This is a genomic window from Enterobacter sp. DSM 30060 (assembly GCF_013375955.1).
In the GTDB taxonomy this organism is placed as follows: Bacteria; Pseudomonadota; Gammaproteobacteria; order Enterobacterales; family Enterobacteriaceae; genus Enterobacter; species Enterobacter intestinihominis.
In genome coordinates this window covers 4774056-4800122 of the sequence record NZ_CP056118.1, presented here as the reverse complement: position 1 = coordinate 4800122, position 26067 = coordinate 4774056, and the positions used below count along the sequence as shown (strand labels likewise).

The window sequence follows — 26067 nt, the reverse complement described above, 5'->3', positions numbered from 1 at the left end:
TGATGCCAGTGGTCATCAAAGTTCGTCTATGATAACGCGTTGGGCTCGACATACATAACCCATCTTTCCGATATAACTCATCGGATTCTTATAGAAAATTCCGCAGCAACAGATACACTATGGAAACAAGATTATGTTTGCCCTTTTTCATCTGTTAGGGATTGTATGACGCAAAACAACAATAACCTGGTCACACGCAGTAATGACCCGGAGCAAATTGATTTATTGGATTTAATGCTACAGCTGTGGCGTGGTAAATGGGTGATTGGAGCATTTGTTGCTGCTTTTATCGTTCTTGCCGTTGTTTACATCACTGTTGCTAAAGAGAAATGGACATCATCGGCCATTATAGCTCAGCCTGATGCGGCACAAATCGCCACCTATTCAACTGCATTGAATATCCTCTATGGCGGTGCTGCACCTTCCATGCTCGATATTCAGAATCGTGCTATTGGGCGCTTCAATTCCTCTTTCTCAGCATTAGCGCAAGCGCTGGATAATCAGGAAGATCCTGAGAAATTGACTATTGAGCCTACAGTAAAAGGACAGAGTGCACCTTTAACCGTAAGTTATCAGGGCGAATCTGCTGAAGCAGCACAAAAACAACTAGCTCAGTACATCCAACAGGTTGACGAACAGACGGCAAAAGAACTCACGCTAGACCTCAGAGACAACCTTAAGCAGCAGATCACAACGCTAAACGACTCACTGTTGAACCAAGAGAAGGTCGCTCAGGAGCAAAAAGATCTGCGTATCAAGCAGATCACTGAGGCGCTTAAGAACGCTGAAGCCGCGAAAATTAGCACACCGCAGCTCCAGCAAACGCAGGATGTTACTCAGGAAACCATGTTCCTGCTGGGCACTGTAGCGCTCAAATCAATGGTTGATAACGAAGCTTCACGTCCTCTGGTGTTTCCTGGTTCTTACTACCAGACCAAAAAGACCTTATTGGATATCGAGAATCTCAATGTTAATCCAGATACCATTCACGTGTATCGCTATGTTATGAAGCCTGATCTGCCTATTCGCCGCGACAGCCCGAAAAAGGCCATCACCCTCATCCTTGCCGTTCTCCTCGGCGGGATTATCGGTTCTGCTTTCGTCCTCGGCCGTAACGCGCTGAGAAACTACAAGCCAAGATCCTGAATTACAGACAAAAAAAGACCGGGTTTCCCCGGTCTTTTTTATTTATGCCGTTTCCGCAAATTCTCAATCACCGTCGTTAAATCCAGCTCCTGATCCTGAAGCAGCACCAGCAGGTGATACATCAGATCCGACGCTTCGTTCGTCAGCTCCTCACGGTCATGCACGGTGGCCGCCAGCGCCGTTTCAACGCCTTCTTCACCCACTTTCTGCGCAATCCGTTTGGTTCCGCTGGCGTACAGCTTCGCCGTGTACGAGCTCTCAGGATCCGCTGATTTACGCTCTGCCAGCAATTGTTCCAGCTGATAGAGGAACAGCCACTGGTGGCTCGCCTCGCCGAAGCAGCTGCTGGTACCTTTATGGCAGGTTGGCCCAATCGGGTTGACCAGCACCAGCAGGGTGTCGTTGTCGCAGTCTGGCGTAATGCTGACCACGTTCAGGAAGTGACCCGAGGTTTCCCCTTTTGTCCACAGGCGCTGTTTGGTGCGCGAGAAAAACGTCACCTTGCCGCTGTCGAGCGTTTTTGCCAGTGCCTCCTGGTTCATGTATCCCAGCATCAGCACTTCGCCTGAAACGGCATGCTGTACAACCACCGGCAGTAATCCGTCAGTTTTTTCCCAGTCCAGCTGCGCCTGTTGTTGCTCTGTTAACATACCCTGATCTCCACGCCCTGGTCGGCCAGGTACGTTTTTAACTCACCAATATTGATAATCTGTTTGTGGAACACGGAAGCGGCCAGCGCGCCGTCTACGTTCGCATCGCGGAAGGCTTCAAGAAAGTGTTCCATGGTGCCCGCGCCGCCGGAGGCAATCAGCGGAACCTGGCAGACCGCGCGCACTTTTTTCAGCTGCTCGAGGTCGTAACCGTTACGAACGCCGTCCTGGTTCATCATGTTCAGAACGATTTCACCCGCACCGCGTTTTTGCACTTCCTGCACCCAGTCCAGCGTCTCCCATTGGGTGACGCGCGTGCGGCTTTCATCGCCGGTGTACTGGTTAACGTGATATTTGCCCGTTGCGGCATCAAACCAGGTGTCGATCCCCACGACAATGCACTGCACGCCAAAGCGATCCGCCAGACGCGTAATCAGCTCCGGGTCGGCCAGGGCAGGGGAGTTAATGGAAATTTTATCCGCTCCGAAAGAGAGAATTTTCGCCGCATCGTCAGCAGATTTAATCCCGCCCGCCACGCAGAAGGGTATATCAATCACCTCTGCCACGCGCGCCACCCAGCTTTTGTCCACCACACGGCCATCGCTGGAGGCGGTGATATCGTAAAATACCAGTTCGTCTGCGCCTTCTTCAGCATAGCGCTTAGCCAGGGGAACGATGTCGCCAATGATCTCGTGGTTGCGGAACTGCACGCCTTTTACAACCTGACCATCACGCACGTCCAGGCAGGGAATTATCCGTTTTGCCAGCATTGGATCGCCTCCTTCACCGTAAATTTGCCTTCCAGCAGCGCGCGACCCACGATCACGCCGCGTACACCGGTTCCGCGCAGAGCGGCGATATCCGCCAGGTCGCCGATACCGCCAGAGGACTGGAACGCCACCTGCGGATAACGCGCGCAAACCTCTTCATACAGCGAGACGTTAGAGCCTGCGAGCGTACCATCGCGTGAAATATCCGTGCACAGCACATGCTTTAGCCCCACGGGGAGATACATCTCAACCAGCTCTTCCAGCGTCACGCCGGAGTTTTCCTGCCAGCCGCTGACCGCGACCTGCTTGTTACCCTGTTCGTCAATGCGCACATCCAGCGCCAGCACCAGCGCATCCGCACCGAAGCGGCGGAACCAGCCCTTGACCGTCTCAGGATCTTTCACAGCGGTCGAACCCACTACCACGCGCGCCACGCCCGCGTCCAGTAAGGCGGCAACATCGGCTTCCGTACGCACGCCGCCGCCCACCTGCACCGGGACGTCCACGCCAGCCACCAGTGCTTTAAGCAGCGGGATCTGGCGCTTCGCCGGATCTTTCGCGCCGGTCAGATCGACCAGGTGCAACACCTCAGCGCCCTCCGCGGCGTAAGCCTGTAACCGCGGCAGCGGGTCGTTGCCATAGTCGCGCTGCTGCCCGTAATCGCCCTGGTGGAGACGAACAACTGTGCCGTCAATCAAATCTAAAGCGGGAATTATCATCACATCTCCAGGAAATTTTTCAGCAGCTGCGCGCCGGCGGCGCCGGAGCGTTCCGGGTGAAACTGCACGCCGTAAAAGTTATCTTTCTGCACTGCGGCGGTGAACGCCTCGCCGTAATTGCACTGGGCGATGGTGTAGGTATTCACGGGCATGGCGTAGCTGTGAACGAAATAGAAGTACGCGCCGTCTTCGATTCCCTGGAACAGCCTGTTGCCCGCTTTCGGATAAACGCGGTTCCAGCCCATGTGCGGCAGCGGCAGGCCGTGGTCGGTCATTTTCGGCACGTCTTCTTCAATAATGCCCAGCAGATCGACGCCGTTGCTCTCTTCACTGCGGCGGCCAAGCAGCTGCATGCCGAGGCAAATGCCCAGCACCGGTTGAGTACAGGCTTTGATGAGATCCACCAGCTCGCGCTCGTGGATCTGATCCATCGCCGCCTGGGCGGTGCCTACGCCCGGCAGAAAGAGTTTATCCGCGCGCAGCACCACGTCCGGGTCGCGGCTCACCACCGGCTCGTAGCCGTGGCGCATAATCGCCGACTGTACGGAGTTCAGGTTGGCGCATCCGGTATCCAGAATCACCACGTTCATTACAGCACTCCTTTCGACGAGGGAAGGGCGTCACCTTCCACGCGGATCGCCTGGCGCAGGGTACGGCCAAAGGCTTTGAACAGGCTCTCGACGCGGTGGTGATCGTTTTTGCCTTTGGTTTTCAGGTGCAGCGTCAGGCCCATGGTGTAAGAAAGCGAGCGGAAGAAGTGCTCCACCATCTCGGTGCTGAGATCGCCCACGCGCTGGTAGGTGAAGTCGGCTTTATATTCCAGGTGCGGACGCCCGGAGATATCCATCGCGCAGCGCGCCAGGCACTCGTCCATCGGCAGAACAAAGCCGAAGCGGTTGATGCCGCGTTTGTCGCCGAGCGCCAGCTTCAGGGCTTCGCCCAGGGCCAGGCCGGTATCTTCCACGGTGTGGTGATCGTCGATATACAGGTCGCCCTTAACGGCGATCTCCATGCGGAAGCCGCCGTGAGTGGCGATTTGATCCAGCATGTGGTCGAAGAAACCGACGCCGGTGTGGATCTTGCTGCCGCCTTCACGATCGAGCCAGACCTTCACGTCGATCTGCGTCTCTTTGGTGTTGCGTTCTACGTGAGAATAGCGGTCGCGTCTGGTGAGCTGCTCGCTAATCATCGCCCAGTTTAGCGTGTCGCGGTTATAGCGCAGGCCTGCAATGCCCATATTTTCGGCCAGCGTGATGTCCGTGACGCGATCGCCAATCACATAGCTGTTCGCTTTATCCAGCGCCTCTTCCGCCAGATAACGCTCAACAAGCTTCACTTTTGGCTTGCGGCAGTCGCACTCGTCGGCAGGCATGTGCGGGCAGATCAGCACCTCGTCGAAGGCGATGCCCTGCGAGGTCAGCACCTGCATCATCAGGTTGTGCGGGCCGTCAAAGTCCACCTGCGGGAAGCTGTCTGTGCCCAGACCGTCCTGGTTGGTGATCATCACCAGCTTATAGCCTGCTTTCTGAAGCTTCAGCAGCACCGGGATCACGTCGGGTTCAAAGGCCAGCTTGTCGAAACGATCGACCTGAAAATCGCTGGGTGGCTCCGAGATGATGGTGCCGTCACGATCGATAAAGAGATACTTCTGACTCATACTTTCTCCGCTTTAAGGGCGTCAATCACGCGCTGGCTCTCCGCGCGGGTGCCGACGGTAATACGCAGGCAGCCGCTCAGGGTAGGTTGTTTATTCTGGTCTCGTAAGATAATGCCCTGATCCCACAACGATTTAAATATCGCGCTTGATGCGGTGAAGCGCACCAGGATGTAGTTGGTTTCCGAGTCGAACACCTGCTCCACGCACGGAATCGTTTTCAGGGCATCGACTAGATACTGACGCTCCTCCAGGATCTGCACCACACGCTCGCGCATCGCGCTGATGCCCTGCGGGGCCAGCGCCTGTGCCGCAATATCGGCAACCGGCGTTGAGAGCGGATACGGGGCGATCACTTTCAGCAGCAGGTCGATAACCGCTTTATTTGCCAGCGTAAAACCGCAGCGAAGACCGGCGAGAGCGAAGGCTTTCGACAGGGTACGCAGCACGACGAGATGCGGATACTCTTCAAGCCAGCCTGCCAGTGTCGCCTGCGGGCAGAACTCAATGTAGGCTTCGTCGGCCACAACCAGCGCTTTGCCGCGCGTCATTTCCAGCAGGGAACGGATATCCTGCGGATTGATAATCTGCCCGGTCGGGTTGTTCGGGCTACAGACAAACACCACCTTCACGCCGTCGAGGTTATCGGCGATGCCCTGCAAATCCAGCTGCCAGTTGTCGAGCGCCTGTACGTTGCGGCAGGCCACGCCAAAGGTTTCGGCGCTGACGCTGTACATCCCGTAGGTGGGCTGGCAGTACATCACCGCGTCTTTACCCGGCTCGCAGAAGGCGCGGATCAGCAGCTCAATCCCTTCATCCGCCCCACGGCTGACCAGTACCTGCTCAGGCTTCACGCCTGCATACTGCGCATAGTTCTCGATCACCGCTTTCGGCTGACACTCCGGGTAGCGGTTCAGCGTCTGCTGCGAGAGCTCAAAGGCCACCGCCGTGGGATATTCGTTGGCATTCAGCCAGACGTCGCCGTTCCCGCCCAGACGACGCGCAGACTGATAGGGCGTCAGGCGACGGACATTTTCGCGGGCTAATTCTTCAATGTTCATGCTTGCTCCTTCAGGGCGGCAACGCGCAGCGTCACGGCATTTTTGTGGGCAGTCAGGCGCTCGGCGGCGGCCAGGGTTTCGATGGTCGACGCCAGCGAGGCAAATCCCTCGCGAGAGAGTTCCTGCACGGTCATGCGCTTCTGGAAATCCGCCAGCCCCAGGCTGGAGCAGGTTGAGGTATAGCCATACGTGGGCAGCACGTGGTTGGTGCCGGAGGCGTAATCCCCGGCGGATTCCGGTGACCAGTCCCCGAGGAACACCGAGCCTGCGCTGGTTATGCTGTCGACCAGATCGCGCGCGTTACGGGTCTGAATAATCAGGTGCTCCGGCCCGTACTGATTGGAGATGGCGATGCACTGGTCGATATCGCGAGCCACAATCAGTCGGCTGGCCGATAGCGCCTGACGCGCCGTTTCCGCACGCGGCAGGTCGGCCAGCTGACGCTCAACGGCCTCGCCCACGCGTTTTGCCATATCGGCATCTGGCGTCAGTAAAATCACCTGCGAGTCAGGGCCGTGCTCGGCCTGCGAGAGCAGGTCAGAGGCCACGAAATCCGGTGTAGCGCCGCTGTCGGCAATCACCAGCACTTCAGACGGACCGGCAGGCATATCAATCGCCGCGCCGTCCAGACGCTGACTGACCTGGCGCTTCGCTTCGGTAACGTATGCGTTGCCCGGGCCAAAGATTTTGTCGACTTTGGGAACAGACTCCGTCCCGAACGCCAGGGCGGAAATCGCCTGCGCGCCGCCCACTTTATAGATCGCCTGCACGCCGCACAGCTTCGCCGCATACAGGATCTCATCGGCGATCGGTGGTGGAGAGCAGAGCACCACCTTCTGACAACCGGCAATACGTGCCGGAGTGGCCAGCATCAGGACGGTCGAAAACAGCGGGGCAGAGCCGCCAGGAATATAGAGGCCAACGGACGCCACCGGGCGCGTCACCTGCTGGCAGCGCACGCCGGGCAGGGTTTCCACATCCACCGCCTGCAATTTCTGAGCGGTGTGGAAGGTATCAATATTTTTCACCGCGACGGCCATCGCCTGTTTGATCTCATCCCCAAGGCGGCTTTCCGCCCCGGCGATCTCCTGTGCGGTGACCTGTAACGCGTCGACCTCAGTTTTATCAAACTTCGCGCTGTACTCACGCAGCGCGTCGTCTCCGCGGGCTTTGACGTTATCGAGGATCTCCGCCACGGTGCGGGTGATGCTCTCCGAGGCGGAAATTGCCGGGCGCATCAGCAGCTCACGCTGTTGCGCGTCGCTACAGGTATTCCAGTCGATGATTGTGTTAAAGCTCATGGTCGTTACTCCATCATCTTCTCAATTGGCAGCACCAGAATAGAACTCGCGCCCAGCGCCTTCAGTTTTTCCATCGTTTCCCAGAACAGGGTTTCGCTGCTGACCATGTGCATCGCCACGCGCTGCTGGTCGCCCGCCAGCGGCAGAATGGTTGGGCGCTCAGCACCTGGCAGCAGGGCAATCACTTCGTCCAGGCGCTCGGTCGGCGCGTGCATCATGATGTATTTGGATTCACGCGCCTGAATCACGCCCTGAATACGGGTCAGCAGCTTGTCGATGAGCTGCTGTTTAGCCTCCGCCATCTCGCCGTCGCGCTGGATAAGGCACGCTTTGGAACGGTAGATCACCTCCACTTCGCGCAGGCCGTTCGCTTCGAGCGTGGCGCCCGTGGAGACGAGGTCACAGATGGCATCGGCCAGGCCCGCGCGTGGCGCCACTTCAACAGAGCCATTCAGCAGACAAGATTTAAACTGCACGCCTTTTTGATCGAGGTAACGCTTCAGCAGGTGAGGGTAAGAGGTGGCGATACGTTTGCCGTTCAGCGCGGCCGGGCCATCCCAGGCTTCATCAACCGGCGTGGCCAGCGACAGGCGGCAGCCGCCGAAGTCCAGACGACGCAGGGTAAAGTAGCGTGGATCTTCGCCCTGCGCGCGGCGGGTTAATAACTCTTCTTCCAGTACGTTTTCGCCGATGATGCCGAGGTCAACGACGCCATCCATGACCAGGCCCGGAATATCGTCATCACGTACGCGCAGAATGTCGATCGGCATATTTTCAGCCAGGGCGATCAGGCGCTGGGTGTGCAGGTTGATTTTAATCCCGCAGCGGGCCAGTAGTTCGCGTGAATCATCGCTTAAACGGCCTGATTTTTGAATAGCTATGCGTAAACGTGAGTTATCTAACATTCTGTGTTCCTCGTTAACCTGTTTTAATCTGTCTGAATGCGGTCCAAAAAAAAGCCCCCGGAAGAAGATCTTCCGGGGGCTTTTTCATGCGTTCATGCACCACTGGAAGATCCAAACGTCTTCCAGCACACATCGCCTGAAAGACTAGTCAGGATGATGGTGATGATGGTGGTTTTTAAAAGGAACGCGTGTCATATAAATTCTCGTTGAATGCTTATGCATTTGATGTCTTTTAACCTAAACCAGTTGTACGCCATAAAGCAAGGGCTTTTTTTGATCATTAATTCATTTCATATTGATGGTATGAATTGTGCGTTCCATAAGGCTGGCGTAGCCTTATAACAGGCGTCGTTAAGCGGAGAATGTCATGAAAAAGGTCGCGATTGTCGGATTAGGGTGGTTAGGAATGCCACTGGCGATGTCATTAGCCGCAAAAGGCTGGCAGGTGACAGGGAGTAAGACCACGCGGGACGGGGTTGAGGCGGCGCGCATGTGCGGCATTGATGGTGTCGAGCTGCGTCTCGAACCCGAGCTTATCTGCGATACCGACGAGCTGGATGAACTGATGAATGTGGACGCACTGGTCATTACCTTACCGGCGCGGCGCAGCGGGCCGGGCGAGACGTTTTACCTGCAGGCGGTGCAGGAGATTGTCGACAGCGCCCTGGCGCACCATATTCCGCGTATCATTTTCACCAGCTCGACCTCCGTCTATGGCGATATCGACGGTACGGCGAAAGAAAACACCGAGCGCCGTCCGGTAACCGCCAGCGGACGGGTACTGAAAGAGCTGGAAGACTGGCTGCACAATCTGCCTGGCACGCAGGTGGATATTTTACGCCTCGCCGGGCTGGTGGGGCCGGGGCGTCATCCGGGACGCTTCTTTGCCGGTAAATCCGCGCCGGATGGTCAGCACGGCGTTAACCTTGTACACCTTGAAGATGTTATCGGTGCAATAGAGCTGCTTTTACAGGCTCCGAAAGGGGGGCACATCTATAATATATGTGCGCCTTCGCATCCGCCACGCAGCACCTTTTATCCGCTGATGGCGCGCCAGCTGGGTCTGGCGCCGCCGGTGTTCAGTGAGGCGCAGGGGGAGCGCAAAGGCAAAATTATTGATGGCAATCGTATTTGCCATGAACTGGGATTTGAATATCAGTATCCCGATCCGCTGGTTATGCCTATGGAATAATTGCGCCGGCGGAGGCCATCGCACACCGCAAGGGGGCGAAGATGAAACCGCTGCTGGATGTTCTTGTTATTCTGGATGCGCTGGAAAAAGAGGGGAGCTTTGCCGCCGCCTCGGCGAAGCTCTATAAAACCCCTTCGGCTCTGAGCTACACCGTGCAAAAGCTCGAGAGCGATCTTAATATTCAAATCCTTGACCGCACTGGCCATCGCGCGCGTTTCACCCGTACTGGGCAGATGCTGCTGGAAAAAGGGCGTGACGTGCTGCATACGGTTCGCGAGCTGGAAAAACAGGCCGTCAAACTTCATCAGGGCTGGGAAAATGAGCTGGTGATTGGGGTTGATGATACTTTCCCTTTTTCGCTGCTTACCCCGCTTATTGAGGCGTTCTATCAGCGCCATAGCGTCACGCGGCTGGTTTTTATCAACGGCGTGCTGGGCGGCTCGTGGGACGCCTTAACGCAGGGCAGGGCGGATATCATCGTTGGAGCGCTGCATGAGCCTCCTCAACTGAGTGAATTTGGTTTCGCCCGGCTGGGCGTTCTGGAGCAGATCTTTGCTGTTGCGCCTCACCACCCGCTGGCGAATGAACCGGAGCCTGTTTCAAGACGCGTCATTAAAAACCATCGCGCCATTGTGGTGGGAGACAGCTCCCGCCCCGAGTGCGGCATTTCATCGCAGCTTCTGGATGAGCAGGAGGCCATCACCGTTTTTGATTTTAAAACCAAGCTGGAACTGCAAATAAGCGGCCTGGGGTGCGGCTACCTTCCCCGTTATTTAGCACAGCGCTTTATTGAAAGCGGCGCGCTGGTGGAAAAACAGGTTTTAGCGCAGAGCAGTAACGAATCGGTATGGGTGGGCTGGAATGAACAGACCGCCGGGCTTGCCAGCGCCTGGTGGCGAGACGAAATTTTAGCAAATAGTGCTATCGCGACAGTTTACACTCAGGCAGATGATGGGAAATCAACCAGTTAGTAAAATTAATTTATGGGCAGGTTTCTCAATGTATTGCCTTTTGTATCTGGAATAGGGCAAAATGCCGCCGCTGCAAACAAATGAATAATCGACGATATAAAAGGCGTCGGTTATTTTTTTTTGCATGTACGAAACGAAACTAAAAACCAAGAGGCCGGGCTTCGTACCGGATAGATATTTACTAAAATCCGACAGTTGTTGTCGCTGAGGAAGAAAGAAATGGGGCAATTTTTCGCTTACGTGGCGGTTATCACCGTAAAGGAGAATAACTATGTCGCATAACGCAACTCCAAACACCTCTCGCGTGGAATTACGTAAAACGCTTACGTTGATTCCGGTTGTTATGATGGGCCTTGCCTATATGCAACCGATGACGCTGTTCGATACATTCGGTATCGTATCAGGCCTTACTGACGGTCACGTTGCAACGGCGTACGCCTTTGCACTGGTCGCCATTCTCTTTACAGCGCTGAGCTACGGTAAACTGGTTCGCCGTTTCCCGTCCGCAGGCTCTGCGTACACCTATGCTCAGAAATCCATTAGCCCGGCTGTTGGCTTTATGGTGGGCTGGTCATCACTGCTGGACTACCTGTTCATGCCGATGATCAACATTCTGCTGGCAAAAATTTACTTCGAAGCGCTGGTACCTTCCGTACCGTCGTGGATCTTCGTTGTGGCGCTGGTGGCCTTTATGACCATCTCTAACCTGCGCAGCATCAAGACCGTGGCTAACTTCAACACCCTGATCGTGATCCTTCAGATGGGGATTGTTGCGGTTATCGTTGGGCTGATCATCTACGGCGTTTCCCACGGTGAAGGCGCAGGTACGCTGACCAGCACCCGTCCGTTCTGGTCTGAAGGTGCGCACGTTGTGCCGATGATCACCGGGGCGACTATCCTGTGCTTCTCGTTCCTGGGCTTCGACGGTATCTCTTCTCTGTCTGAAGAGACCAAAGATGCCGAGCGCGTGATCCCGAAAGCGATTTTCCTGACCGCGCTGATTGGCGGCCTGATCTTCATCGGTGCGTCTTATTTCTTACAGCTGTATTTCCCGGATATCTCTCGCTTTAAAGATCCGGATGCATCGCAGCCTGAAATCATGCTGTACGTGGCGGGTAAAACCTTCCAGTGGGGCGTGCTGATCTTCTCCAGCGTCACCGTACTGGCATCCGGTATGGCAGCGCACGCGGGCGTTTCTCGTCTGATGTACGTGATGGGCCGTGACGGTGTGTTCCCAACTCGCTTCTTTGGTTACGTGCATCCGAAATGGCGTACCCCGGCGTGGAACGTGCTGCTGGTGGGCGCGATTGCCCTGCTGGCGATCAAGTTCGACCTGGTAACGGCCACTGCGCTGATTAACTTTGGTGCGCTGGTGGCGTTCACCTTCGTTAACCTCTCCGTGATTTCGCAGTTCTGGATCCGTGAGAAGCGCAACAAGACGCTGAAGGACCACATCAACTATCTGGTGCTGCCAGTGTGTGGTGCCCTGACGGTTGGCGCCCTGTGGATCAACCTGGAAGAGAGCTCAATGGTTCTGGGTCTGATCTGGGGTGCAATCGGTCTGATTTACCTGGCTTGCGTAACGAAGAGCTTCCGCAACCCGGTTCCTCAGTACGAAGACGTCGCGTAAGACTGTGTCGGGTGGCGGCTTCGCCTTACCCGACCTACGGACTTCTACGCCGTAGGTCGTAGGTTCGAATCCTACAGGGCGTGCCATTTAGAAACAGGTAGTTACGCCAGTTTCAACCCAGCCTGATTTTCTCCTTGTGTCGTATTTGTGTCATGGTTGCCAAAAATGGCATCTATTTTCCGCGCGTGTTCGCTTAAATGATTCGGCGCCAGGTGAGCATAACGACGGACCATTTCGATCGACTCCCATCCGCCCATTTCCTGCAGCACGGACAGCGGCACGCCGGACTGAATTAACCAGCTCGCCCAGGTGTGCCGGAGGTCGTGAAAACGGAAGTCCTCTATACCTGCTTTTGCCAGGCCAATACGCCAGGCACTGTTATCGTCCACGCGCATTTTCCGGACCGCTGGAGTGACAGTTTTATCCGGGCGCGTCGATGGTTTCGTGTGAACGAATACCCACCTGGAACTTTTCCCGATCTGATCCCTTAACACCCTGCATGCGGTATCATTCAGAGCCACGCCGATAGCCTTGCCCGCCTTCGCGTTCTCCGGATTTACCCATGCAACCTTTCTCTGCATATCGACCTGCTGCCACTCCAGATCAATGATGTTGGAGCGGCGCAGGCCGGTTGCCAGCGCAAATATCACTACCGGCTTTATCGACTCCGGCATGCAGGCGATAAGCCGTTCTGCCTCTTCCCTGGTCAGCCAGCGGATGCGTTTGCTGATTGGCTTTTTGGTCTTAATGACGGGGGCCGCCTTTATCCATCCCCAGTCATTGGCTGCAGTTTTCAGCAGCGATCGCATAAAAGAAAGGTGCTGGCTCTTTGTAGCCTGGCTTACTGGCTTTTCAGTGTATGGCGGCGGCTCCTTTCCCCGGCGTACAGCTGCGTCCCGGCGCGACTCCCACACCTGAATATGCTTGCGGTTGACCATCTTCGAAACTGCTTCGTTTACCTGGTCGGCCGTGATGGTCGAAATATCCCGGCCGGAGAAATGCCGAAGGAAGTATTCGATTTTGGTCTTATCGTCATCAAGGGACCGCTTATGCTCTTTCTCGCGGATCCACCTGATGCAACATTCCTCAAACGTCCTCGTCGGCAGTTCCCCGATTTTATCCACCCGCCACGCTTCAGCCTTCAGCTTGTCGTGCAGCTCCTGCGCTTGTTTCTTGTCCCCCGTGCCAAGAGATCGTCTAATTCTTTTCCCTGACGGCGTAACGAAATGACAGTGCCAGACGCCGCCTCTGAGGGTGATTGACATAAAATTTCTCCTTTATGTTCACCCGCGCTCGCGGAAACAGGATCGCGCGGGTCATGTAAATACGCAATACAGGCGACGTCGGTCGTGCGGTATTTGTTCCCGATCTTCTTCCCGGCGAGTTGGCCGGAGTCGATGAGGCGGTAGACAGTCCTCGGAGAGACCTTCAGGAGTTTTGCCGCCTTCTGCGCAGTGAGTGGCTCAGCTGTAACCATCACCCCTCCTATGACATCGATTTATAAAACTGCGGACCGTCTGGCGTGGCCGCGCGTAATTCGTTTTCCGGATGCACTGAATATTCTCTGTCGTCCCACCGCACCCAGAACTGCGGATGGTCGCCGTCCGGATCCTGCAGGCTATCCACCACACCATGAATGCCTCCGGTCTTCTTCTGGACTATTGCTCCCACATTAAAAGCAGCCATTGCACACCTTCCGGTTCGTGAAGAAATGAGATGAGAGCGCCCAGCGCCATAAGTGCGGCGATGAGCCAGGTCATGGGGTTTGATTGCATGTTAACTCCCAAAAAGAATGCCCTCACAGTGGAGGGCAAAAGGGATTACGTGGCAGTGCTTTCGCACCCAATAGCCAGCTCATAACTGGCTATAAGTTGCGTCATTTACGCCAGGCAAAAGAGATTGGCTCCGGTGTAATCCACAGGTGTCGCATATTCGCCACGTTAACGATGTCTGAATCCCGCGGATATATCTCCACGGCATCACGATCCCCGTAACCGACAGCTGACTTTATCTCCTGCAGCGCATCCCAACTGATGCCAGCTTTCCACCGGCCGGAGCTGGCAATGCTGGTGGTGTTCACTGACAGACGGATAACGCCGTTTTCTTCCTGAAACTCCTGGACCAGAAAATAAGAGTTAGCCCAGACGTTGCTCCGCTTAGGATCGTGGCACCTTACAGGCCATTGTGATTCCTGGACCGGTTTGAGTATTCCAATCATCTTCAGAGACCCCGCTGCTTATTCTTTAGCTCGATAACAGATTGGCATTCCGCGCATGTCTGGCAGCCGGGAACGGCAGCGCGCCGCGGCGCCGGGATATCCTCTCCGCATTCACTACAATGCTCAGCTGATACGGCGTTACGGTTGATGCGGTGCGCTGCGATCGCCATGTCGATGCGCTGCTGCGCTAGTTCGTTGGCCTGATCGATGATTTCTGCTGTCATGCTGCACCGCCTTCAACGCGTTTGAACTCGATAACCCACACCCAGGGGTTGTGTTTAAAGCTCTGCTCTGGATAGATGCCGTCCCACAACTGACGAAACCACAGCCATTTATCCATCGGCCCACCAAACGGAGAGGGATCCGCCGGATAGCCCTCTTTGCCAGCATCTTCGTCACTCACGCTAGCGAGGCGCTCAACCCGCACGTCTGTAATTTCCAGTAGAATTCGACTGGCCCAACGCGGCATGTGGATTGACGGGCGCCATCCGTGACGCAGGTTGTCGTCAGCGTCGTAATATTCCGGCGCTGGCTTGCCATCAGCGGCATACTGGCAAAATTCTGGCTTTTCGAATTTCGAGCTATCTTCGAGGTATGACTCCATCTGTTCGTAATCGAATAACGGCCCCTGAAATGTTTCACGTACCCAGATGCGATCGCCGACGACACCAAATGGACAGGTGAACGATTTGGAGCGCGCTTTTAGGCCGCACGCATCAGACGATGACCAAAAATACTTACCGTCATCACTACCGTTTTTGGAGTCAGTCACCAGGCGTAACCCAAGCCCTGAATGTTCTGGCTGAATTTTCATGATCCGCCGAGTCTGCGTCTTTCGACCGTCGAGAATGGCGCGAACCATCTCACTGTTAAAAATCATTCCGCGTTCTTTCACGATTCCACTCCGAAACGGCGATTAAGCCGCCCTGTGTATACGACGAACTCCAGGAGGCTAACTCCCAGAGCTTCAATTTTCTTGTGGTGCTTGTTGATGATGGGAGGCACCGTTTCGTTCCAGTTTGGCTTTGGCTTCTTGCGCATGGCCTGCTGGATTTCTTCGGTGCAGCGGCGGCAGGCGGTGCGGATGGCGTTGTCTGTTTCAGATGTCATGACTTGCCCCCATGATTTGCAAATTCTCCATGGACTTGCTCGCGGAGTGCCCTGATTGCCACCTCGGCATCTGAAATTTCCTTGAAGTGTCCGGCAGTGAAATACTTGCCGTTAATAATTACCCTGGCTCGCCACCGCTTACGCTGCTTATCCCAATTAACACCTTTCACGCCGCTCGTGTTATTGCTGCGCAGTGGCATATTTAATTGATTAAGTTGGTGGGTGACTTCACGTAGGTTGCCGATGGAGTTGTTGAGCTTGTTATTGTCGATATGGTCAATCTCTTTGGGCCAAACCCCATAACAGAAGAACCAAGCCAGCCGATGGGCGAGATAGCACTTCTTGCCGCAAGCTATTCGCCAGTAACCCTTGTTGTGCATCCTGCCGATCGGGTTTCCACTTTTCCTTCCAAAGAACTGCCCGGTAAATTTGTTGTACGCAAGCCCGGGAAACTCGTCGTTATAAATTAGCTGATCAATACCTTCGGTCATGCAGCCTCCCGTCTAGCTAGTAGCTTTGTACCAAACTCCATCAACACATCTCGCTCAACCGTAGTGAACTCACAATGCGTGCGGGGGTATGGCCGCCAAATAATCAGGATGGATCCTTTGCTATTTCCCGAGACCGGCTTACCGGTGACCGGGTTGATAAATGCCAGCCGCCCGGCGGTGATGAAGCGTACCTCGCTGGCTGTCTGGATAGCCTCCTTAAACCAGCCAACCGATGTGTCTGCCGGAACCAGCATGACCGTGCCGATCTGATTTGCGCTCTCGGCGGCGGCCTTCTTCACAAACGGCGTGATGTCGCTGTATGGCGGGTTCAGCCAGACGTAGCCTGGCACATTCAGGTAATCAGCCCACGGCGTTTCCAGCGTGTTCTGCTCGGAGGTGATGAACTTCCGGCATAGCGCGTTATGCGGCGCTGCGGCGGCATCAAGCTGGAAGCAGAACTCAGCATCAAGGGAGGCGAAGAGGGCTGGTGGAGTGCGCCAGAGGTCGCGCTGATCCGCTGGGGTATTACTTCCGGTGTAATCGGTCATGATTCCTCCCGCTCCGGATCGTTTACATCCCAGCCATTACGCTCAATATTGGTTTGCAGCCGCTTATCTCCGACCTCTTCAATGCAGCGGCCGGTAATCTCAGCGACTTCAGAGTTTGAGTGTCGCCACAGCAGCGCCAGCTCTTCGAGAGACCACGCTTTCATAGCACTGACTCCATTTCGTCGATGTAGAGGCCCTGAGCAATCAGGCGGCGACGGCGTGCGGCACGAGCTATGCACTCCTGCCGTCGTCCTTCCTGCGATTGCTCAATGTCGCGCCGGGTGAACAGCCGTGATTTGCCTTGCGGCGTTACGACCCTTGGCTTCGTGGCTAAGTCGAATGCCCGGTCGCAGATTCCTTCCTCGTTGAGCCATTTTTCCGATTCAACGATCTGAGCTATCTGTCCGGAGCCGCGGGTAATGCCGTTGGCGACCCTGTTAAACTCAATGAGCGTTACGCCAAACTTCTCGGCGATTTCGCTGCCAGTGACCGGGCGGCCGCGCGTCTGAATCATCCAGATAACGCGTTCACGGAGGCCGGAGAATTGCCCGGTTCGCCCGGGACGGCGGTAGAAGGGTGTACGTTTCATGGCGGCACCTACTTAATAATGAGTGAAGGTTTGCCGAGTTTTATTTGCGCGCCAGGTACATCCACGCCAGCTTCGATTTGGTGTTTGATAGCCAATTTGTCTGGCTTGATGTTCGTCTCGTATTCGACGAATTCAGGAGGAAGCGCGCTGGCATCCGTAATTTCAACGGACTTAGACGGCGCGCGAACCGTTACCTGATGAATGCCTGCCTTCAGTGATTTCTTTCCCGCTGTTTCGAGGGAGGTAGCCACATAATCTTTCATGCTCGACACTCGGTTTTCTGCGGCTTTTGCGCGCTCTGCAAGACGCTTGCTTTCTTCTTTCAGCGCCTCGGCATAAGCAGATTCGTTTTTGCAAACAGCAAGAATCTGCTCGACCTTTGCTTCCAGTTCCCACTCAATGCCATCAAGGGTGTCGGCTATCATTTCAGGCTCCATGCCTGAATCAGTCAGCTTTGCGAAATCATTGGCGATCTGGTAAAGAGCTGTCATTGCGTAACCTCTTCGAATTTTGCTTTGCACTTGGCGTAGACGGCCTGCACCTCTTGTTGAAGCTGCATTCCGACCGTCATTTTGTAAGCTGCCTGGAAGTGGGTTTTGAGAGCATGCATATTTTTCGCCTGCTTCATGTCCTCACATAGTGACTGGATGGTGTTGGTAAGTTCCTGTTTTGCGTTTTCTTCTGACTGGATGATTTCGCTTTCTGGGGTGTATGGCATAACTGGCTCGGTGTATATGCCTTCGCTTTCGTTGAGCACATCGACGGCATTATCCAGACGGTCAGCACGCGGCCAGTATTTATAGGCTCTTTTGACGATCGTCTTCCTTGCCATCTCAGACCAGAAGTTGACCCATGGGCCTTTTGGTGATGTTCCCGCTTTGCTCACTTTCCTGATTTCTTCTATCTCAGCGAGACTCATCTCTTCAGTCAGATAGTCGCCATCAGCGGTTTTAACTGTGCAGTAGCCACCGATAACGGCGCCGCGAGCGTCAGGCGTGGCAAACGGGTTGTATTTATGAGCTGGCGCCTTATCGAGACCTAGTGTCTCGTAGTCGTCGCTTGCATGAACTAGCTTGCACTGACCCCACTTGATGACGCCAGCTGACTGGGCGATGTGAAGAAGGCCCATATAGCTGATATCGAGGCAGACCATACCGTCGCGCGGAACCAGATAAGCCAGTTTGCTTGCAGGGTTCAGGCTAATGCCGACAGCTGCAACGTTGATAATCGCGTTCTGGGCGCTGGCGGGGTTGGCAATCGCAGTTTCTGCCAATTTTTGATTGCGCTGGAATAACTGGATAGCAAACTGGCATTCCTTTGCCCATGTCAGAGACTGGTCAGTTAGGGCGCCGACAAATAGCGGCTCCTGCTCCTTAACGAACTGAATCAGATCGAAACTCATAAACCCTCCTTAGAACGGGCAGCCGGTCCGGTGTTCCCAATCGTATTCCGCCTGGGCGTAAGCAACTGCCGAAATGAAATCGTTGTAGGCCTCCCCAGCTTTATCGCTGCGAAGCCCTTCGTATGGACTGGAGTCAATCGGGACCGTGAAGTGGAAGAGGCCGGACGGTTCTTTTGGCATCATGTCGATGATTTGCTGTGCCCGGTCGTCGATCCACTTCTCTTTTTCGTCGTCGAGCTGCTGCTCAGCCCAGCGCCGATCTTCGATGCGGTCGTAAGTGAGGTATGCGTTCATGGCTGAACTCCTGAAATTTGGATGTGCAGATCCCGCCCGCAGAAGCCAGGCCGATCGGTTGAATAGGGTGGTTACTTAGAAAGTTTTGAGTTCCATGACTCTATGGCTGTAATTGGTGAGTCGAAGGTAACCGGAGCGATCCATCCGCAGCACTTTAATTGGAACTGATTGAGGATGTATGGCTCAGGACCAATCCGGCAACCGCGATCCCATTCGAACGCTTTAATTACGGGCTGTCGTTTGCAAAATGGACACTCTGTTGCGTCAGGGAGATTTTCGAAAGAAATATCCGGCAATGAGCCATCATCTTCAGCCCATTGAAGTTCGCCTGGCACAATAACCGAATACCCGTCCCAACGATCAAATTCAGGTGAAAGAACATCTTCGTAACCAGCACCGCGAAGGCGAAATTTCGCCCGGGCAATAACCGTAAGACCTTTAACTTTTCGGCTGCCCATTCGCCACATATAAACACCGGCGGAATCAGGCTTGCATTCAGAGTATTTAACCCATTGCATGCGCACCTCCACGCTGATTCGACTTTCCCCGATGCCATGGATAACCGATGGCAACCTTCATTTCGTCGTAGGCTGCCATCCACATGGCGCCATCACCGATAAAAAGGGCGATGGCTGCTTTGCTCTGCGCCGCGCGCAGCAGGTGATGATTGATCATACCTTCACCTCAACCTGTTCCAGGAGGAACAGCGATATGCATCTGCCAGCGGTTAAGTACCAGCTTTTCACGCGGTGCCGATACCGACGTCAGCTGCCACTCGTTATCGTTGAGCTTTTTGGCGGTGTACTGCTTGCCGTTGTGGGTGACTGTCATGATGCCTCCCGAGCGAGGAGCATCGCGTCGGCAATGCTGTATGCATCGCTTGCTAAATCACTAAACGCTCCATAGTTGCATTCGCTGCTGATGATTCCCTGTATAGCCTTAGCCGCAAAGTAGTCACGGATCGTCATGTCATCTGTAGTGACTGAAACTTCTTCTGGATATGGCTTGTCATCAAACCGGTAAAGCAGGTCGTAATCACCGGCATCGTCAAAGCTGGTGACTTCGTACGCCCAGCGGTGACCCGCCCATTCAAATGACTGGCCATTTCTGGCGCTGTCGGATCGCGCTTTCAGATAAGCAGCATGGTCATCAGAGTTTTTATAAACCTTCATGGTGTATTTCATAATCATCTCCGCGCTTAAGGCCGCGCCGCCGAACGGTTAATACAAGACTTCAACGCATTTATTCAGTGTTTCAATGGGCGGTGGATGGCCGCCGATTGTCATAACTTGAGTCACTCGTAAATAACTCCAGGTATGAAAAAGGCCGCCTACCTGGCAGCCTCAACTTGAATGAGTGCCGGGATGTTTAGCCACGCCCGGCGCGTGATTTCCTTCACTTTCCACAGTCAAAGGAATGCCGTAGACTGGATATTCCACAGTCAATAAAAGGATTTCTTTATGTCCATGAATGTATTTGCAGGAAAGAGAACTGAGGAATCAGTGGCATATGATTTAGCGCTGGCGCTTGCAGTAAAAGACCCATCCGCCAACACGCCAGAAGCTTTAATTGAGCGCATTGCTGATTTGCTTCCTGCCTGTCGTGAAGCAGCAAAGGAAAAGTACAAAGCAGAAGCACCTACGCCTTTTGGGATCGCTATAAAACGATAACTGATGCCAGGGCAGTCTCCAGTGCTGCCTTTATCAAATTCTGCCGATACCAGTGGTCATCTGATGCCCCTTTAACCGCTTCTTCAGCAGCAGCATAAGCTGCGTCAGCTGCTAAAATTACGCCATTGTTGCTTTTAAACATCGCTACTTCATCGTTTTTTATATCCATCACCATCACCTCAAATAAGTGGAGTAGATTTGCCGTCAGCCCCTCGCAAAGAGCTGCTGGTAAATCGCTTTGCCATAATTGCCGCTCTTCCTGAGCCCGCCTATGGTCCGACGCATGGTTTACTGTCGCGCCGTTCGACTGACCAAATCTCCACTTCGCCGCTGGCTAACTTCGCTCAGCTGTCGATGTTTCGTTTCGATGGGTTGATAATGTACCAATAGTTCATTCAAGTAAAGTACCAAAAGTACATTTAAAGTGAATGGAAAGTTCATATGCAAGTATGTTTATGAACTTTAAAGAGAAATAATTTTTAGAATTTTTTTGCGGGGAATACCTGGGGGAGGGTGCGGATTGGATATTTTAGAGGTTCGTCACATCTATTAGTCTTGTGCGACCATTGAAAGTTGCGAAAAGTCCGCCGTCTGGCTCAACAACTGAAAGTTCAGCGTATCGAAGGAAGTCTGTTTTGATAACGGACATCAACAGCTCTCCGGTATCAATGTTTATGACCTCAAGCCGGTGCGCGTAAAAATCATCTTTGTTTTTGCTACCGGCAAACGATAGGGCGATGTAGCGCCCAAATTCAGATATGGCCGAACTGATGAGGTGAGTGGAAGTTTCTATCTTGAATAACTCTTTACCGGTGTTATCCATGACTATGGCTGCAGCCATGTTGTTGTCTTTGCCGGTATGGACAGAAAATAAAAATCGCCCGTTAACAGCTATGCATTGAGGCTTAGGAGAAAGCTGCCCGCCAAGCTTAACCATAAACATGAATTTTTCATTCTTCAAAACCGCTAGAGTGTCATCTCTGAGATTGCTTTCATCACGTTTGAAAGCACCTAGCTGCCAACGTTTATCGTGGCTTAATGTGCAGGTGATGAAGTGGTAGCCAAGCTCGTATAAGGCGCGTCCATCACTCAGATCTGTAACCTTAATTGCTTCCATGCTTAACTTCCTCAGCTATGAAATCTGTATGCCCTTGACTGGCTTACCAGCACTTTCGCGCAGATGCGGAGAGAAGAAAAATCACCATCTTCGATGTACCAGGTTTCATATTTTTTATTGTCTGAAATCACAGCTAATTTTTTGTGCTGCTTTTGAAGTCGCTTTATGTAGAGATCATTGTCCAGAACGAAAATGTATATGCCGTCACCGTCAAAGCAGTCGATGCTGACATCGACGAAGATCTGGTCTCGCGGCTCGAACGTGCCAGACATCGAATCGCCATTAACGGCAATCATTTTTATGTGGTCAGCTGGGCGGCCACCGAAGACCGTGCGAGCCTCTTCGTTTGAATACTCTATGGATCTGATGGTCTCAACGAATTCATCTCGCACGAGAACTCCCTGCCCAGCACTAGCCTGAATATCGAAAACGTCTACACGGAAAGAATCGTCCCTCATCGCCATATGCCCTTCAGATATGCCATCTGCCGCACTATCGCCCAGCAGGAAAGACGAGGATGTGCCAAGTATAGCCGCCAATTCCTGCAGCTTCCCACGTCTTGGGATAGCCTCCCCATTGAACCACTTACTTACCGCTTTAGGTGTCAGCTTCATGAGTTTTGCCAACTCTGTCTGACGACCATGTGCAGGTAAACCAGCTTTATCGCAGGCCAGCGCTAGCCGTTGGGAGAACTCTTTACGCGCTCTTTCTTCTTGAACCATGGGTTCAATCATAATATCACTTGCGTGAACTATCAGTTCCGACATAATATGTACTTACAGTTCAATTTGAGGGTTAACAAATGCAACCTAAAAACCTTGGCGACATCATCAAGCAAATCCGTGTACCGGTGGTGGCGAAGGCTTGCGGGCGCACTCCCCGCGCTATTTACAAGTGGATTAACAGCGGTTGCCTGCCGCGTACCGATTACACCGGCGAAACAGGTTATGCATCCAAAATCGCAGCTGCATCTGGTGGTCAGTTTACCGAGAACCAGATCCTTGAAATCAGTAAACCAAAAGCCGCTTAACGGCGGCCCTAACCACGAAAGGGAAAGCAATGCATTCACTTGCGTATCAACACAATACCGGAATACACCCGGGAGCGATGATAAACCGCGCTCAACCTAAAGCGGCGCCAGACCACGAAAAGATCCGCGATGCGGTCCGTGCCTGGTCGTCGGCGCTGGACAATCAGGACGTCGTTTCGGCGCTGATCATCAACGAATACCGGGAGCAGGGCGGGACCGCCATCAGCTTCCCGGAGGACATGAGCCGGGCGCGCCAGAAGCTGTTCCGCTTTCTGGACAACCGTTTCGACTCAGAACAGTACCGCGAGAACGTGCGCCAGCTGACGCCCGCAATCATGGCGGTTCTTCCACTGGAATTTCGCAATCGTCTGGCGCCGAAGAACGACACGATGTCGCTGATCGCCTCTGCGATGAAAGAGTGTGCCGAGGCTAAACAGGCCGTTCTGCTGGAAGCTCCAGAGCATCAGAAGCTGAAAGAGGTAAGCGAGGGTATAGCTTCGCTGTTCCGCCTCATGCCGGAGCAGGTAGGACCGCTGATGACGATGGTTACATCGATGCTGGGGGTTATGTGAGAACTACAGAAATGGCGAAAGCCGCGGTGCTGTAACACCAACGGCTTTCAGGTGCAATAAACGTCAGTCAATTGCGAGGCAATTATGCCAAGTAAATCGAAGAGAGTAAACAAACCGGAGGTAGCACGTGAGCATGTCACTTATGGCGAAAGCAATGGGGGTCAAAGTTGGAAACTCACTGCGTAAGCTCGTCCTGATTAAGCTGGCTGATAACGCCAACGACAAAGGCGAATGCTGGCCTTCGTATCAACACATCGCCGACCAATGCGAATGCAGCCGAACGGCTGTTCGTAACCATATTGATGCGCTTGAAGAAATGGGTCTTATCAAGCGTGAGAACCGTGTCGGCGTCAACAACGGAAAAGGTAACACGTCAAATGTGTATTACCTCAAATTAGATGCCACCCCTATGCCATCAAATGGCACAGGGGTATGCCACGACGAAGCACACCCTATGCCATTTGATGGCACACCCCCTGTGCCACCAGATGGCACCAGAACCAGTCACTCTTTTGAACCAGTCACTGAACCTAACTCTCTCTCTGGGCGCGATGGTTTTATGAGCGAAGCCGCTAAGCGGCGGATCGGGATTTCACCAAACGGGGAGATTCCATTCCCACCCCTGTTTAATCCGTCGGCAGATCACATTGCTATGGCTGCCGAGAAGGGGGTGAGCATTGAAACTGAGCTGCTGAACTTCCGGGACTATCACCTTTCCCGCGGCACGCAGCTAATCGACTGGAATTCGGCTTTCAGAGTCTGGATCCGGAATGCCAGGGTTAACCCGCTGGCTAAGCGTAGTCGTGCTGAGCAGGAAACGCCGCACTGGAACAGCCGCGAGGGATGGGAGGACTTCCTGTGAATAATCAGATTATGCAAGCCGTAAACGGCCGTGATGGAACACTGATCTCAAGAATGGCTAACGGAAACGCCGACCAGCAGAAGGTAATAAATCCCGAAGCGGAAAGCCTCGTTGATTCTCTCTTTCGGCAGCTGAAGCAGATTTTCCCTGCGTCTACGCAGACAAACCTGAAAACTGACGCAGACGAGAAAACGGCAAAGCGTCAGTGGATCGCAGCGTTTTCAGAGAATGGGATCCGCACTCGCGAACAACTTTCCGCTGGTGTGCGTCATGCCCGCGCCAGTGAATCACCGTTCTGGCCGTCACCAGGTCAATTCATCAAATGGTGCAAGGACAGCGGCACCGTGCTTGGCATTGGCCTGGCTGATGTGATGAATGAGTTCCATCGGTATAGCCGCGAAAAAGGGCTGCATACCGGCGGAGCAGAAGCTTTCCCGTGGTCTCATGACGTCATGTACTGGATTGTGACCGATACGCGCAGAGCGATGTACCAGCGCCAGCTGAGCGAGGCTGAAACTGAAAAATACGCGTCAAAAAAACTTGAGGAATGGGCGCTGAAAGTTGCTGGTGGGGAAAAAATACCATCTCCCGTCCTGGCGCTCGAGAATTCTGATGAAGTGATCCCGACAAATCACGTGAGCCGTCAGGCCGGTTATCACCCGGAAGGAAAAAGCTTCGGGTGCATGCCAAACGCAGCGACTCTCGGCGCTCTCACCCCAGCCCAATGGCTTTGGGAAGAGTATCAGCGCGGGAAAGAGAGAGGGCTTATTCAATGAAAGGCAAACAGGCAATTCTGCGTTATCTCGAAACGCACCGGACCTTTACCGCTAAGGATGTGGCCACAGAGTGCGGCATGACCATCAACTGCATCACGAAGAACGCTATCGATCTGGAGCGGGCCCGGAAGATTGTTCGCGTGAGCAAGGTCTGGCGAACGGTGACTTATCGCCTGGCGACGCCAGAAGAACAGGCTGGTACAGCGCGCAGCTGTACCAACGGAATATTTCAGGAGTGCCGCAACAGCGCGGCTATGAAGCGAGTATTGATGGTTTGGGGGAGAGTAGGGGTATGAGCAACATCGACAAACGCGCATTACGGGAAGCAGCGGAGAAGGCTACTCCGGGTCGTATTGGCGATCGCGTAGAGGGAAGCATCAAATACACCTGTAGAGGTACTGATGGAACCTTGGTTCTTTCAACCGACAACCATGATGATTATGGGTTTGTTGGTGATAACAGCCTGGAGGATGAGCTGTTCTTCAGGTTATGTGACCCCGTCACCGTGCTGGCGCTGCTGGATGAGCTGGAAGCCGCAGAGAAGCTGATTGCTGAGCTGGAGACGCGGGAGGTGATACTCCCTCAGCGAATGGATCCTGAGGGGTATCACATCGACGAAGCCTATATGGTAGCAGCCGAAGATGGTGAGTATCTTGACCGCGACGAAGTTATCGAAGCGATGCGTACTGCCGGAATCCGCATCAACGGGGAGGGCTGATATGGTTATTTGGTCGCTTTTTGATGGTTCTGGGATTATGGGGCTTCCTTGGGCTGAATGTGGTCACACCGTTTACTGTTTTAATGCCTCATCGGGTAATCATGGTGAATATGTAGGACGGAATGAGCATCCGTTAGTTCATCACATCGATATGTGGATTGATGGAGATTTTGCGGAGAAGTGCGTCACGATGAACATTCCCAGTCCAGACATTATCTTTGCTTTCCCCGACTGCACAGAGCTTGCGGTATCAGGTGCGAAGCATGATAGCCACACAAGTCTTGCTTCCGTAGATAACGCGAAAATGGTGCAGAAAATTGCGGAGGAATTCGGCGCTAAATGGATGGTTGAGAATCCGGTAGGAAAAATGTCAACGGCATGGCGCAAGCCGGATTACTACTTTCACCCGTATGAATACGGAGGACATATGCACGGACGCGAGGAAAGTTTTCACCCGAAAATGCCAGCGTATGACGGTTACACGAAAAAAACATGTATTTGGGCTGGCGGTGGGTTTGTCATGCCAGATAAAAAACCGGGACCGGTGAATATTGGACTGTTTTGGGGGTGGCGTTGGTTAGGTGGCAACTCACCGCGTACGAAGCAACTACGTTCACTTACGCCACGCGGATTCGCCAGAGCGGTATTTTTAGCAAATCGGGAGGACTAAC

At 53.8% G+C, this 26067-nt stretch carries 43 protein-coding genes and 1 other annotated feature; of the genes, 13 read left to right on the top strand and 30 right to left on the bottom strand.

Translation table 11 applies throughout. The features are described from left to right. Positions 1-165: 165 nt before the first annotated feature. Positions 166-1146: an LPS O-antigen chain length determinant protein WzzB gene (gene wzzB, locus HWQ15_RS23045; protein WP_063148534.1), complete on the top strand. Its 981-nt coding sequence runs from the start codon at positions 166-168 to the stop codon at positions 1144-1146. A 38-nt stretch (positions 1147-1184) separates the two neighbouring features. On the opposite strand, the gene hisIE is transcribed toward wzzB, so the two are convergent. The 9 genes from hisIE to hisL form a co-directional block, all read right to left on the bottom strand. Continuing rightward, positions 1185-1796, bottom strand: a complete 612-nt coding sequence (hisIE, locus tag HWQ15_RS23040) for a bifunctional phosphoribosyl-AMP cyclohydrolase/phosphoribosyl-ATP diphosphatase HisIE (RefSeq protein ID WP_023306558.1) — start codon at positions 1794-1796, stop codon at positions 1185-1187. Next, positions 1790-2566, bottom strand: a complete 777-nt coding sequence (gene hisF / locus HWQ15_RS23035) for an imidazole glycerol phosphate synthase subunit HisF (RefSeq protein ID WP_017383296.1) — start codon at positions 2564-2566, stop codon at positions 1790-1792. Before hisF ends, hisIE begins: the two co-directional genes overlap by 7 nt. Beyond that, entirely contained in the window at positions 2548-3285 is a 738-nt protein-coding gene (gene hisA / locus HWQ15_RS23030) for a 1-(5-phosphoribosyl)-5-[(5-phosphoribosylamino)methylideneamino]imidazole-4-carboxamide isomerase (RefSeq protein WP_063148535.1), read from the bottom strand. Before hisA ends, hisF begins: the two co-directional genes overlap by 19 nt. Beyond that, positions 3285-3875, bottom strand: a complete 591-nt coding sequence (gene hisH, locus HWQ15_RS23025; RefSeq protein WP_003859485.1) for an imidazole glycerol phosphate synthase subunit HisH — start codon at positions 3873-3875, stop codon at positions 3285-3287. Before hisH ends, hisA begins: the two co-directional genes overlap by 1 nt. Further along, the gene (gene hisB, locus HWQ15_RS23020) at positions 3875-4942 is read right to left on the bottom strand and encodes a bifunctional histidinol-phosphatase/imidazoleglycerol-phosphate dehydratase HisB (protein ID WP_058646954.1); all 1068 of its coding nucleotides are present in this window, start codon (positions 4940-4942) and stop codon (positions 3875-3877) included. The genes hisH and hisB overlap by 1 nt, the downstream gene beginning before the upstream one ends. After that, on the bottom strand, positions 4939-6000 hold the full coding sequence (hisC, locus tag HWQ15_RS23015) for a histidinol-phosphate transaminase (protein WP_058646953.1): 1062 nt from the start codon (positions 5998-6000) through the stop codon (positions 4939-4941). Before hisC ends, hisB begins: the two co-directional genes overlap by 4 nt. Next, the gene (gene hisD, locus HWQ15_RS23010; protein WP_023300525.1) at positions 5997-7301 is read right to left on the bottom strand and encodes a histidinol dehydrogenase; all 1305 of its coding nucleotides are present in this window, start codon (positions 7299-7301) and stop codon (positions 5997-5999) included. The genes hisC and hisD overlap by 4 nt, the downstream gene beginning before the upstream one ends. Positions 7302-7306: 5 nt before the next feature. Next, the gene (gene hisG, locus HWQ15_RS23005) at positions 7307-8206 is read right to left on the bottom strand and encodes an ATP phosphoribosyltransferase (RefSeq protein WP_032623983.1); all 900 of its coding nucleotides are present in this window, start codon (positions 8204-8206) and stop codon (positions 7307-7309) included. Positions 8207-8251: 45 nt separating this feature from the next. Beyond that, positions 8252-8375 (bottom strand) — a sequence feature (His leader region). Beyond that, entirely contained in the window at positions 8351-8401 is a 51-nt protein-coding gene (hisL, locus tag HWQ15_RS23000; RefSeq protein WP_099516347.1) for a his operon leader peptide, read from the bottom strand. Its footprint overlaps the feature before it by 25 nt. Before the next feature lie 172 nt (positions 8402-8573). Between hisL and HWQ15_RS22995 the strand changes: the two genes are divergently transcribed. The 4 genes from HWQ15_RS22995 to HWQ15_RS22980 all read left to right on the top strand — a co-directional run bounded on the left by HWQ15_RS22995 (position 8574) and on the right by HWQ15_RS22980 (position 11999). Further along, positions 8574-9398, top strand: coding sequence for an SDR family oxidoreductase (locus HWQ15_RS22995; protein ID WP_006811206.1), 825 nt, complete (start codon positions 8574-8576; stop codon positions 9396-9398). A gap of 41 nt (positions 9399-9439) precedes the next feature. Beyond that, the gene (locus tag HWQ15_RS22990; RefSeq protein WP_022648603.1) at positions 9440-10369 is read left to right on the top strand and encodes a LysR substrate-binding domain-containing protein; all 930 of its coding nucleotides are present in this window, start codon (positions 9440-9442) and stop codon (positions 10367-10369) included. A gap of 219 nt (positions 10370-10588) precedes the next feature. Then, positions 10589-10651 carry a membrane protein YoeI gene (gene yoeI / locus HWQ15_RS22985; protein ID WP_099458931.1) on the top strand — a complete coding sequence of 21 codons (63 nt, stop codon included), beginning with the start codon at positions 10589-10591 and terminating at the stop codon, positions 10649-10651. Continuing rightward, complete coding sequence (locus HWQ15_RS22980) at positions 10641-11999, top strand: APC family permease (protein ID WP_022648602.1); 1359 nt, start codon at positions 10641-10643, stop codon at positions 11997-11999. The genes yoeI and HWQ15_RS22980 overlap by 11 nt, the downstream gene beginning before the upstream one ends. Positions 12000-12100: 101 nt before the next feature. On the opposite strand, the gene HWQ15_RS23420 is transcribed toward HWQ15_RS22980, so the two are convergent. The 18 genes from HWQ15_RS23420 to HWQ15_RS22895 form a co-directional block, all read right to left on the bottom strand. Beyond that, positions 12101-13258 (bottom strand): site-specific integrase, encoded by a 1158-nt coding sequence (locus tag HWQ15_RS23420; protein WP_255319060.1) that lies wholly within the window; start codon positions 13256-13258, stop codon positions 12101-12103. Further along, positions 13141-13476 (bottom strand): helix-turn-helix domain-containing protein, encoded by a 336-nt coding sequence (locus HWQ15_RS22975; RefSeq protein ID WP_072058545.1) that lies wholly within the window; start codon positions 13474-13476, stop codon positions 13141-13143. The genes HWQ15_RS23420 and HWQ15_RS22975 overlap by 118 nt, the downstream gene beginning before the upstream one ends. 8 nt (positions 13477-13484) lie before the next feature. Then, positions 13485-13685 (bottom strand): hypothetical protein, encoded by a 201-nt coding sequence (locus HWQ15_RS22970; RefSeq protein WP_176587433.1) that lies wholly within the window; start codon positions 13683-13685, stop codon positions 13485-13487. Positions 13686-13875: 190 nt separating this feature from the next. Continuing rightward, positions 13876-14217, bottom strand: a complete 342-nt coding sequence (locus HWQ15_RS22965) for a hypothetical protein (protein WP_176587432.1) — start codon at positions 14215-14217, stop codon at positions 13876-13878. 2 nt (positions 14218-14219) lie between these two features. Beyond that, positions 14220-14441: a TraR/DksA family transcriptional regulator gene (locus tag HWQ15_RS22960; protein ID WP_047076775.1), complete on the bottom strand. Its 222-nt coding sequence runs from the start codon at positions 14439-14441 to the stop codon at positions 14220-14222. Then, positions 14438-15112 (bottom strand): hypothetical protein, encoded by a 675-nt coding sequence (locus tag HWQ15_RS22955; RefSeq protein WP_176587431.1) that lies wholly within the window; start codon positions 15110-15112, stop codon positions 14438-14440. The genes HWQ15_RS22960 and HWQ15_RS22955 overlap by 4 nt, the downstream gene beginning before the upstream one ends. Next, entirely contained in the window at positions 15109-15327 is a 219-nt protein-coding gene (locus HWQ15_RS22950; protein ID WP_176587430.1) for a hypothetical protein, read from the bottom strand. The genes HWQ15_RS22955 and HWQ15_RS22950 overlap by 4 nt, the downstream gene beginning before the upstream one ends. Further along, complete coding sequence (locus HWQ15_RS22945; protein WP_063865840.1) at positions 15324-15818, bottom strand: HNH endonuclease; 495 nt, start codon at positions 15816-15818, stop codon at positions 15324-15326. The genes HWQ15_RS22950 and HWQ15_RS22945 overlap by 4 nt, the downstream gene beginning before the upstream one ends. After that, on the bottom strand, positions 15815-16366 hold the full coding sequence (locus HWQ15_RS22940) for a phage N-6-adenine-methyltransferase (RefSeq protein WP_063865842.1): 552 nt from the start codon (positions 16364-16366) through the stop codon (positions 15815-15817). Before HWQ15_RS22940 ends, HWQ15_RS22945 begins: the two co-directional genes overlap by 4 nt. Then, on the bottom strand, positions 16363-16530 hold the full coding sequence (locus HWQ15_RS22935) for a hypothetical protein (RefSeq protein WP_176587429.1): 168 nt from the start codon (positions 16528-16530) through the stop codon (positions 16363-16365). The genes HWQ15_RS22940 and HWQ15_RS22935 overlap by 4 nt, the downstream gene beginning before the upstream one ends. Next, complete coding sequence (locus HWQ15_RS22930) at positions 16527-16955, bottom strand: regulator (RefSeq protein ID WP_176587428.1); 429 nt, start codon at positions 16953-16955, stop codon at positions 16527-16529. Before HWQ15_RS22930 ends, HWQ15_RS22935 begins: the two co-directional genes overlap by 4 nt. An 8-nt stretch (positions 16956-16963) precedes the next feature. Beyond that, complete coding sequence (locus HWQ15_RS22925; protein WP_176587427.1) at positions 16964-17446, bottom strand: siphovirus Gp157 family protein; 483 nt, start codon at positions 17444-17446, stop codon at positions 16964-16966. Further along, positions 17443-18357, bottom strand: coding sequence for a recombinase RecT (locus tag HWQ15_RS22920; protein ID WP_176587426.1), 915 nt, complete (start codon positions 18355-18357; stop codon positions 17443-17445). The genes HWQ15_RS22925 and HWQ15_RS22920 overlap by 4 nt, the downstream gene beginning before the upstream one ends. A gap of 9 nt (positions 18358-18366) precedes the next feature. Further along, entirely contained in the window at positions 18367-18651 is a 285-nt protein-coding gene (gene gamL / locus HWQ15_RS22915; protein WP_176587425.1) for a host nuclease inhibitor GamL, read from the bottom strand. Positions 18652-18722: 71 nt separating this feature from the next. Next, the gene (locus tag HWQ15_RS22910; protein ID WP_176587424.1) at positions 18723-19169 is read right to left on the bottom strand and encodes a hypothetical protein; all 447 of its coding nucleotides are present in this window, start codon (positions 19167-19169) and stop codon (positions 18723-18725) included. Further along, positions 19156-19326 carry a host cell division inhibitory peptide Kil gene (locus HWQ15_RS22905; protein ID WP_044704447.1) on the bottom strand — a complete coding sequence of 57 codons (171 nt, stop codon included), beginning with the start codon at positions 19324-19326 and terminating at the stop codon, positions 19156-19158. The genes HWQ15_RS22910 and HWQ15_RS22905 overlap by 14 nt, the downstream gene beginning before the upstream one ends. Before the next feature lie 9 nt (positions 19327-19335). Beyond that, positions 19336-19482, bottom strand: a complete 147-nt coding sequence (locus tag HWQ15_RS22900; protein ID WP_176587349.1) for a hypothetical protein — start codon at positions 19480-19482, stop codon at positions 19336-19338. Continuing rightward, complete coding sequence (locus HWQ15_RS22895; RefSeq protein ID WP_176587423.1) at positions 19479-19835, bottom strand: hypothetical protein; 357 nt, start codon at positions 19833-19835, stop codon at positions 19479-19481. Before HWQ15_RS22895 ends, HWQ15_RS22900 begins: the two co-directional genes overlap by 4 nt. Positions 19836-20111: 276 nt before the next feature. On the opposite strand from HWQ15_RS22895, the gene HWQ15_RS22890 reads away from it, so the two are divergent. Continuing rightward, entirely contained in the window at positions 20112-20321 is a 210-nt protein-coding gene (locus tag HWQ15_RS22890) for a hypothetical protein (RefSeq protein ID WP_023303584.1), read from the top strand. Here HWQ15_RS22890 and HWQ15_RS22885 read toward each other — a convergent pair. From HWQ15_RS22885 to HWQ15_RS22875, 3 genes are all read right to left on the bottom strand, one after another. After that, positions 20308-20490 carry a hypothetical protein gene (locus HWQ15_RS22885; protein WP_063945715.1) on the bottom strand — a complete coding sequence of 61 codons (183 nt, stop codon included), beginning with the start codon at positions 20488-20490 and terminating at the stop codon, positions 20308-20310. The genes HWQ15_RS22890 and HWQ15_RS22885 overlap by 14 nt on opposite strands. Positions 20491-20850: 360 nt before the next feature. Beyond that, positions 20851-21438 (bottom strand): hypothetical protein, encoded by a 588-nt coding sequence (locus HWQ15_RS22880; RefSeq protein WP_176587422.1) that lies wholly within the window; start codon positions 21436-21438, stop codon positions 20851-20853. Between the two features lie 11 nt (positions 21439-21449). Further along, positions 21450-22172, bottom strand: a complete 723-nt coding sequence (locus tag HWQ15_RS22875; protein WP_255319049.1) for an XRE family transcriptional regulator — start codon at positions 22170-22172, stop codon at positions 21450-21452. Positions 22173-22240: 68 nt separating this feature from the next. Between HWQ15_RS22875 and HWQ15_RS22870 the strand changes: the two genes are divergently transcribed. The 7 genes from HWQ15_RS22870 to HWQ15_RS22840 all read left to right on the top strand — a co-directional run bounded on the left by HWQ15_RS22870 (position 22241) and on the right by HWQ15_RS22840 (position 26066). Continuing rightward, entirely contained in the window at positions 22241-22468 is a 228-nt protein-coding gene (locus HWQ15_RS22870; protein ID WP_033817243.1) for a hypothetical protein, read from the top strand. A 29-nt stretch (positions 22469-22497) separates the two neighbouring features. After that, positions 22498-23040, top strand: coding sequence for a toxin YdaT domain-containing protein (locus HWQ15_RS22865; RefSeq protein WP_176587420.1), 543 nt, complete (start codon positions 22498-22500; stop codon positions 23038-23040). Positions 23041-23173: 133 nt separating this feature from the next. Beyond that, on the top strand, positions 23174-23902 hold the full coding sequence (locus tag HWQ15_RS22860; protein WP_176587441.1) for a helix-turn-helix domain-containing protein: 729 nt from the start codon (positions 23174-23176) through the stop codon (positions 23900-23902). Beyond that, positions 23884-24678: a replication protein P gene (locus tag HWQ15_RS22855; protein WP_176587419.1), complete on the top strand. Its 795-nt coding sequence runs from the start codon at positions 23884-23886 to the stop codon at positions 24676-24678. The genes HWQ15_RS22860 and HWQ15_RS22855 overlap by 19 nt, the downstream gene beginning before the upstream one ends. Further along, positions 24675-24974, top strand: a complete 300-nt coding sequence (locus HWQ15_RS22850; protein ID WP_023330689.1) for a hypothetical protein — start codon at positions 24675-24677, stop codon at positions 24972-24974. Before HWQ15_RS22855 ends, HWQ15_RS22850 begins: the two co-directional genes overlap by 4 nt. Beyond that, positions 24971-25396, top strand: a complete 426-nt coding sequence (locus tag HWQ15_RS22845) for an ead/Ea22-like family protein (RefSeq protein ID WP_176587418.1) — start codon at positions 24971-24973, stop codon at positions 25394-25396. The genes HWQ15_RS22850 and HWQ15_RS22845 overlap by 4 nt, the downstream gene beginning before the upstream one ends. A gap of 1 nt (position 25397) precedes the next feature. Further along, positions 25398-26066 carry a hypothetical protein gene (locus HWQ15_RS22840; protein ID WP_058656688.1) on the top strand — a complete coding sequence of 223 codons (669 nt, stop codon included), beginning with the start codon at positions 25398-25400 and terminating at the stop codon, positions 26064-26066. Position 26067 lies beyond the last annotated feature (1 nt).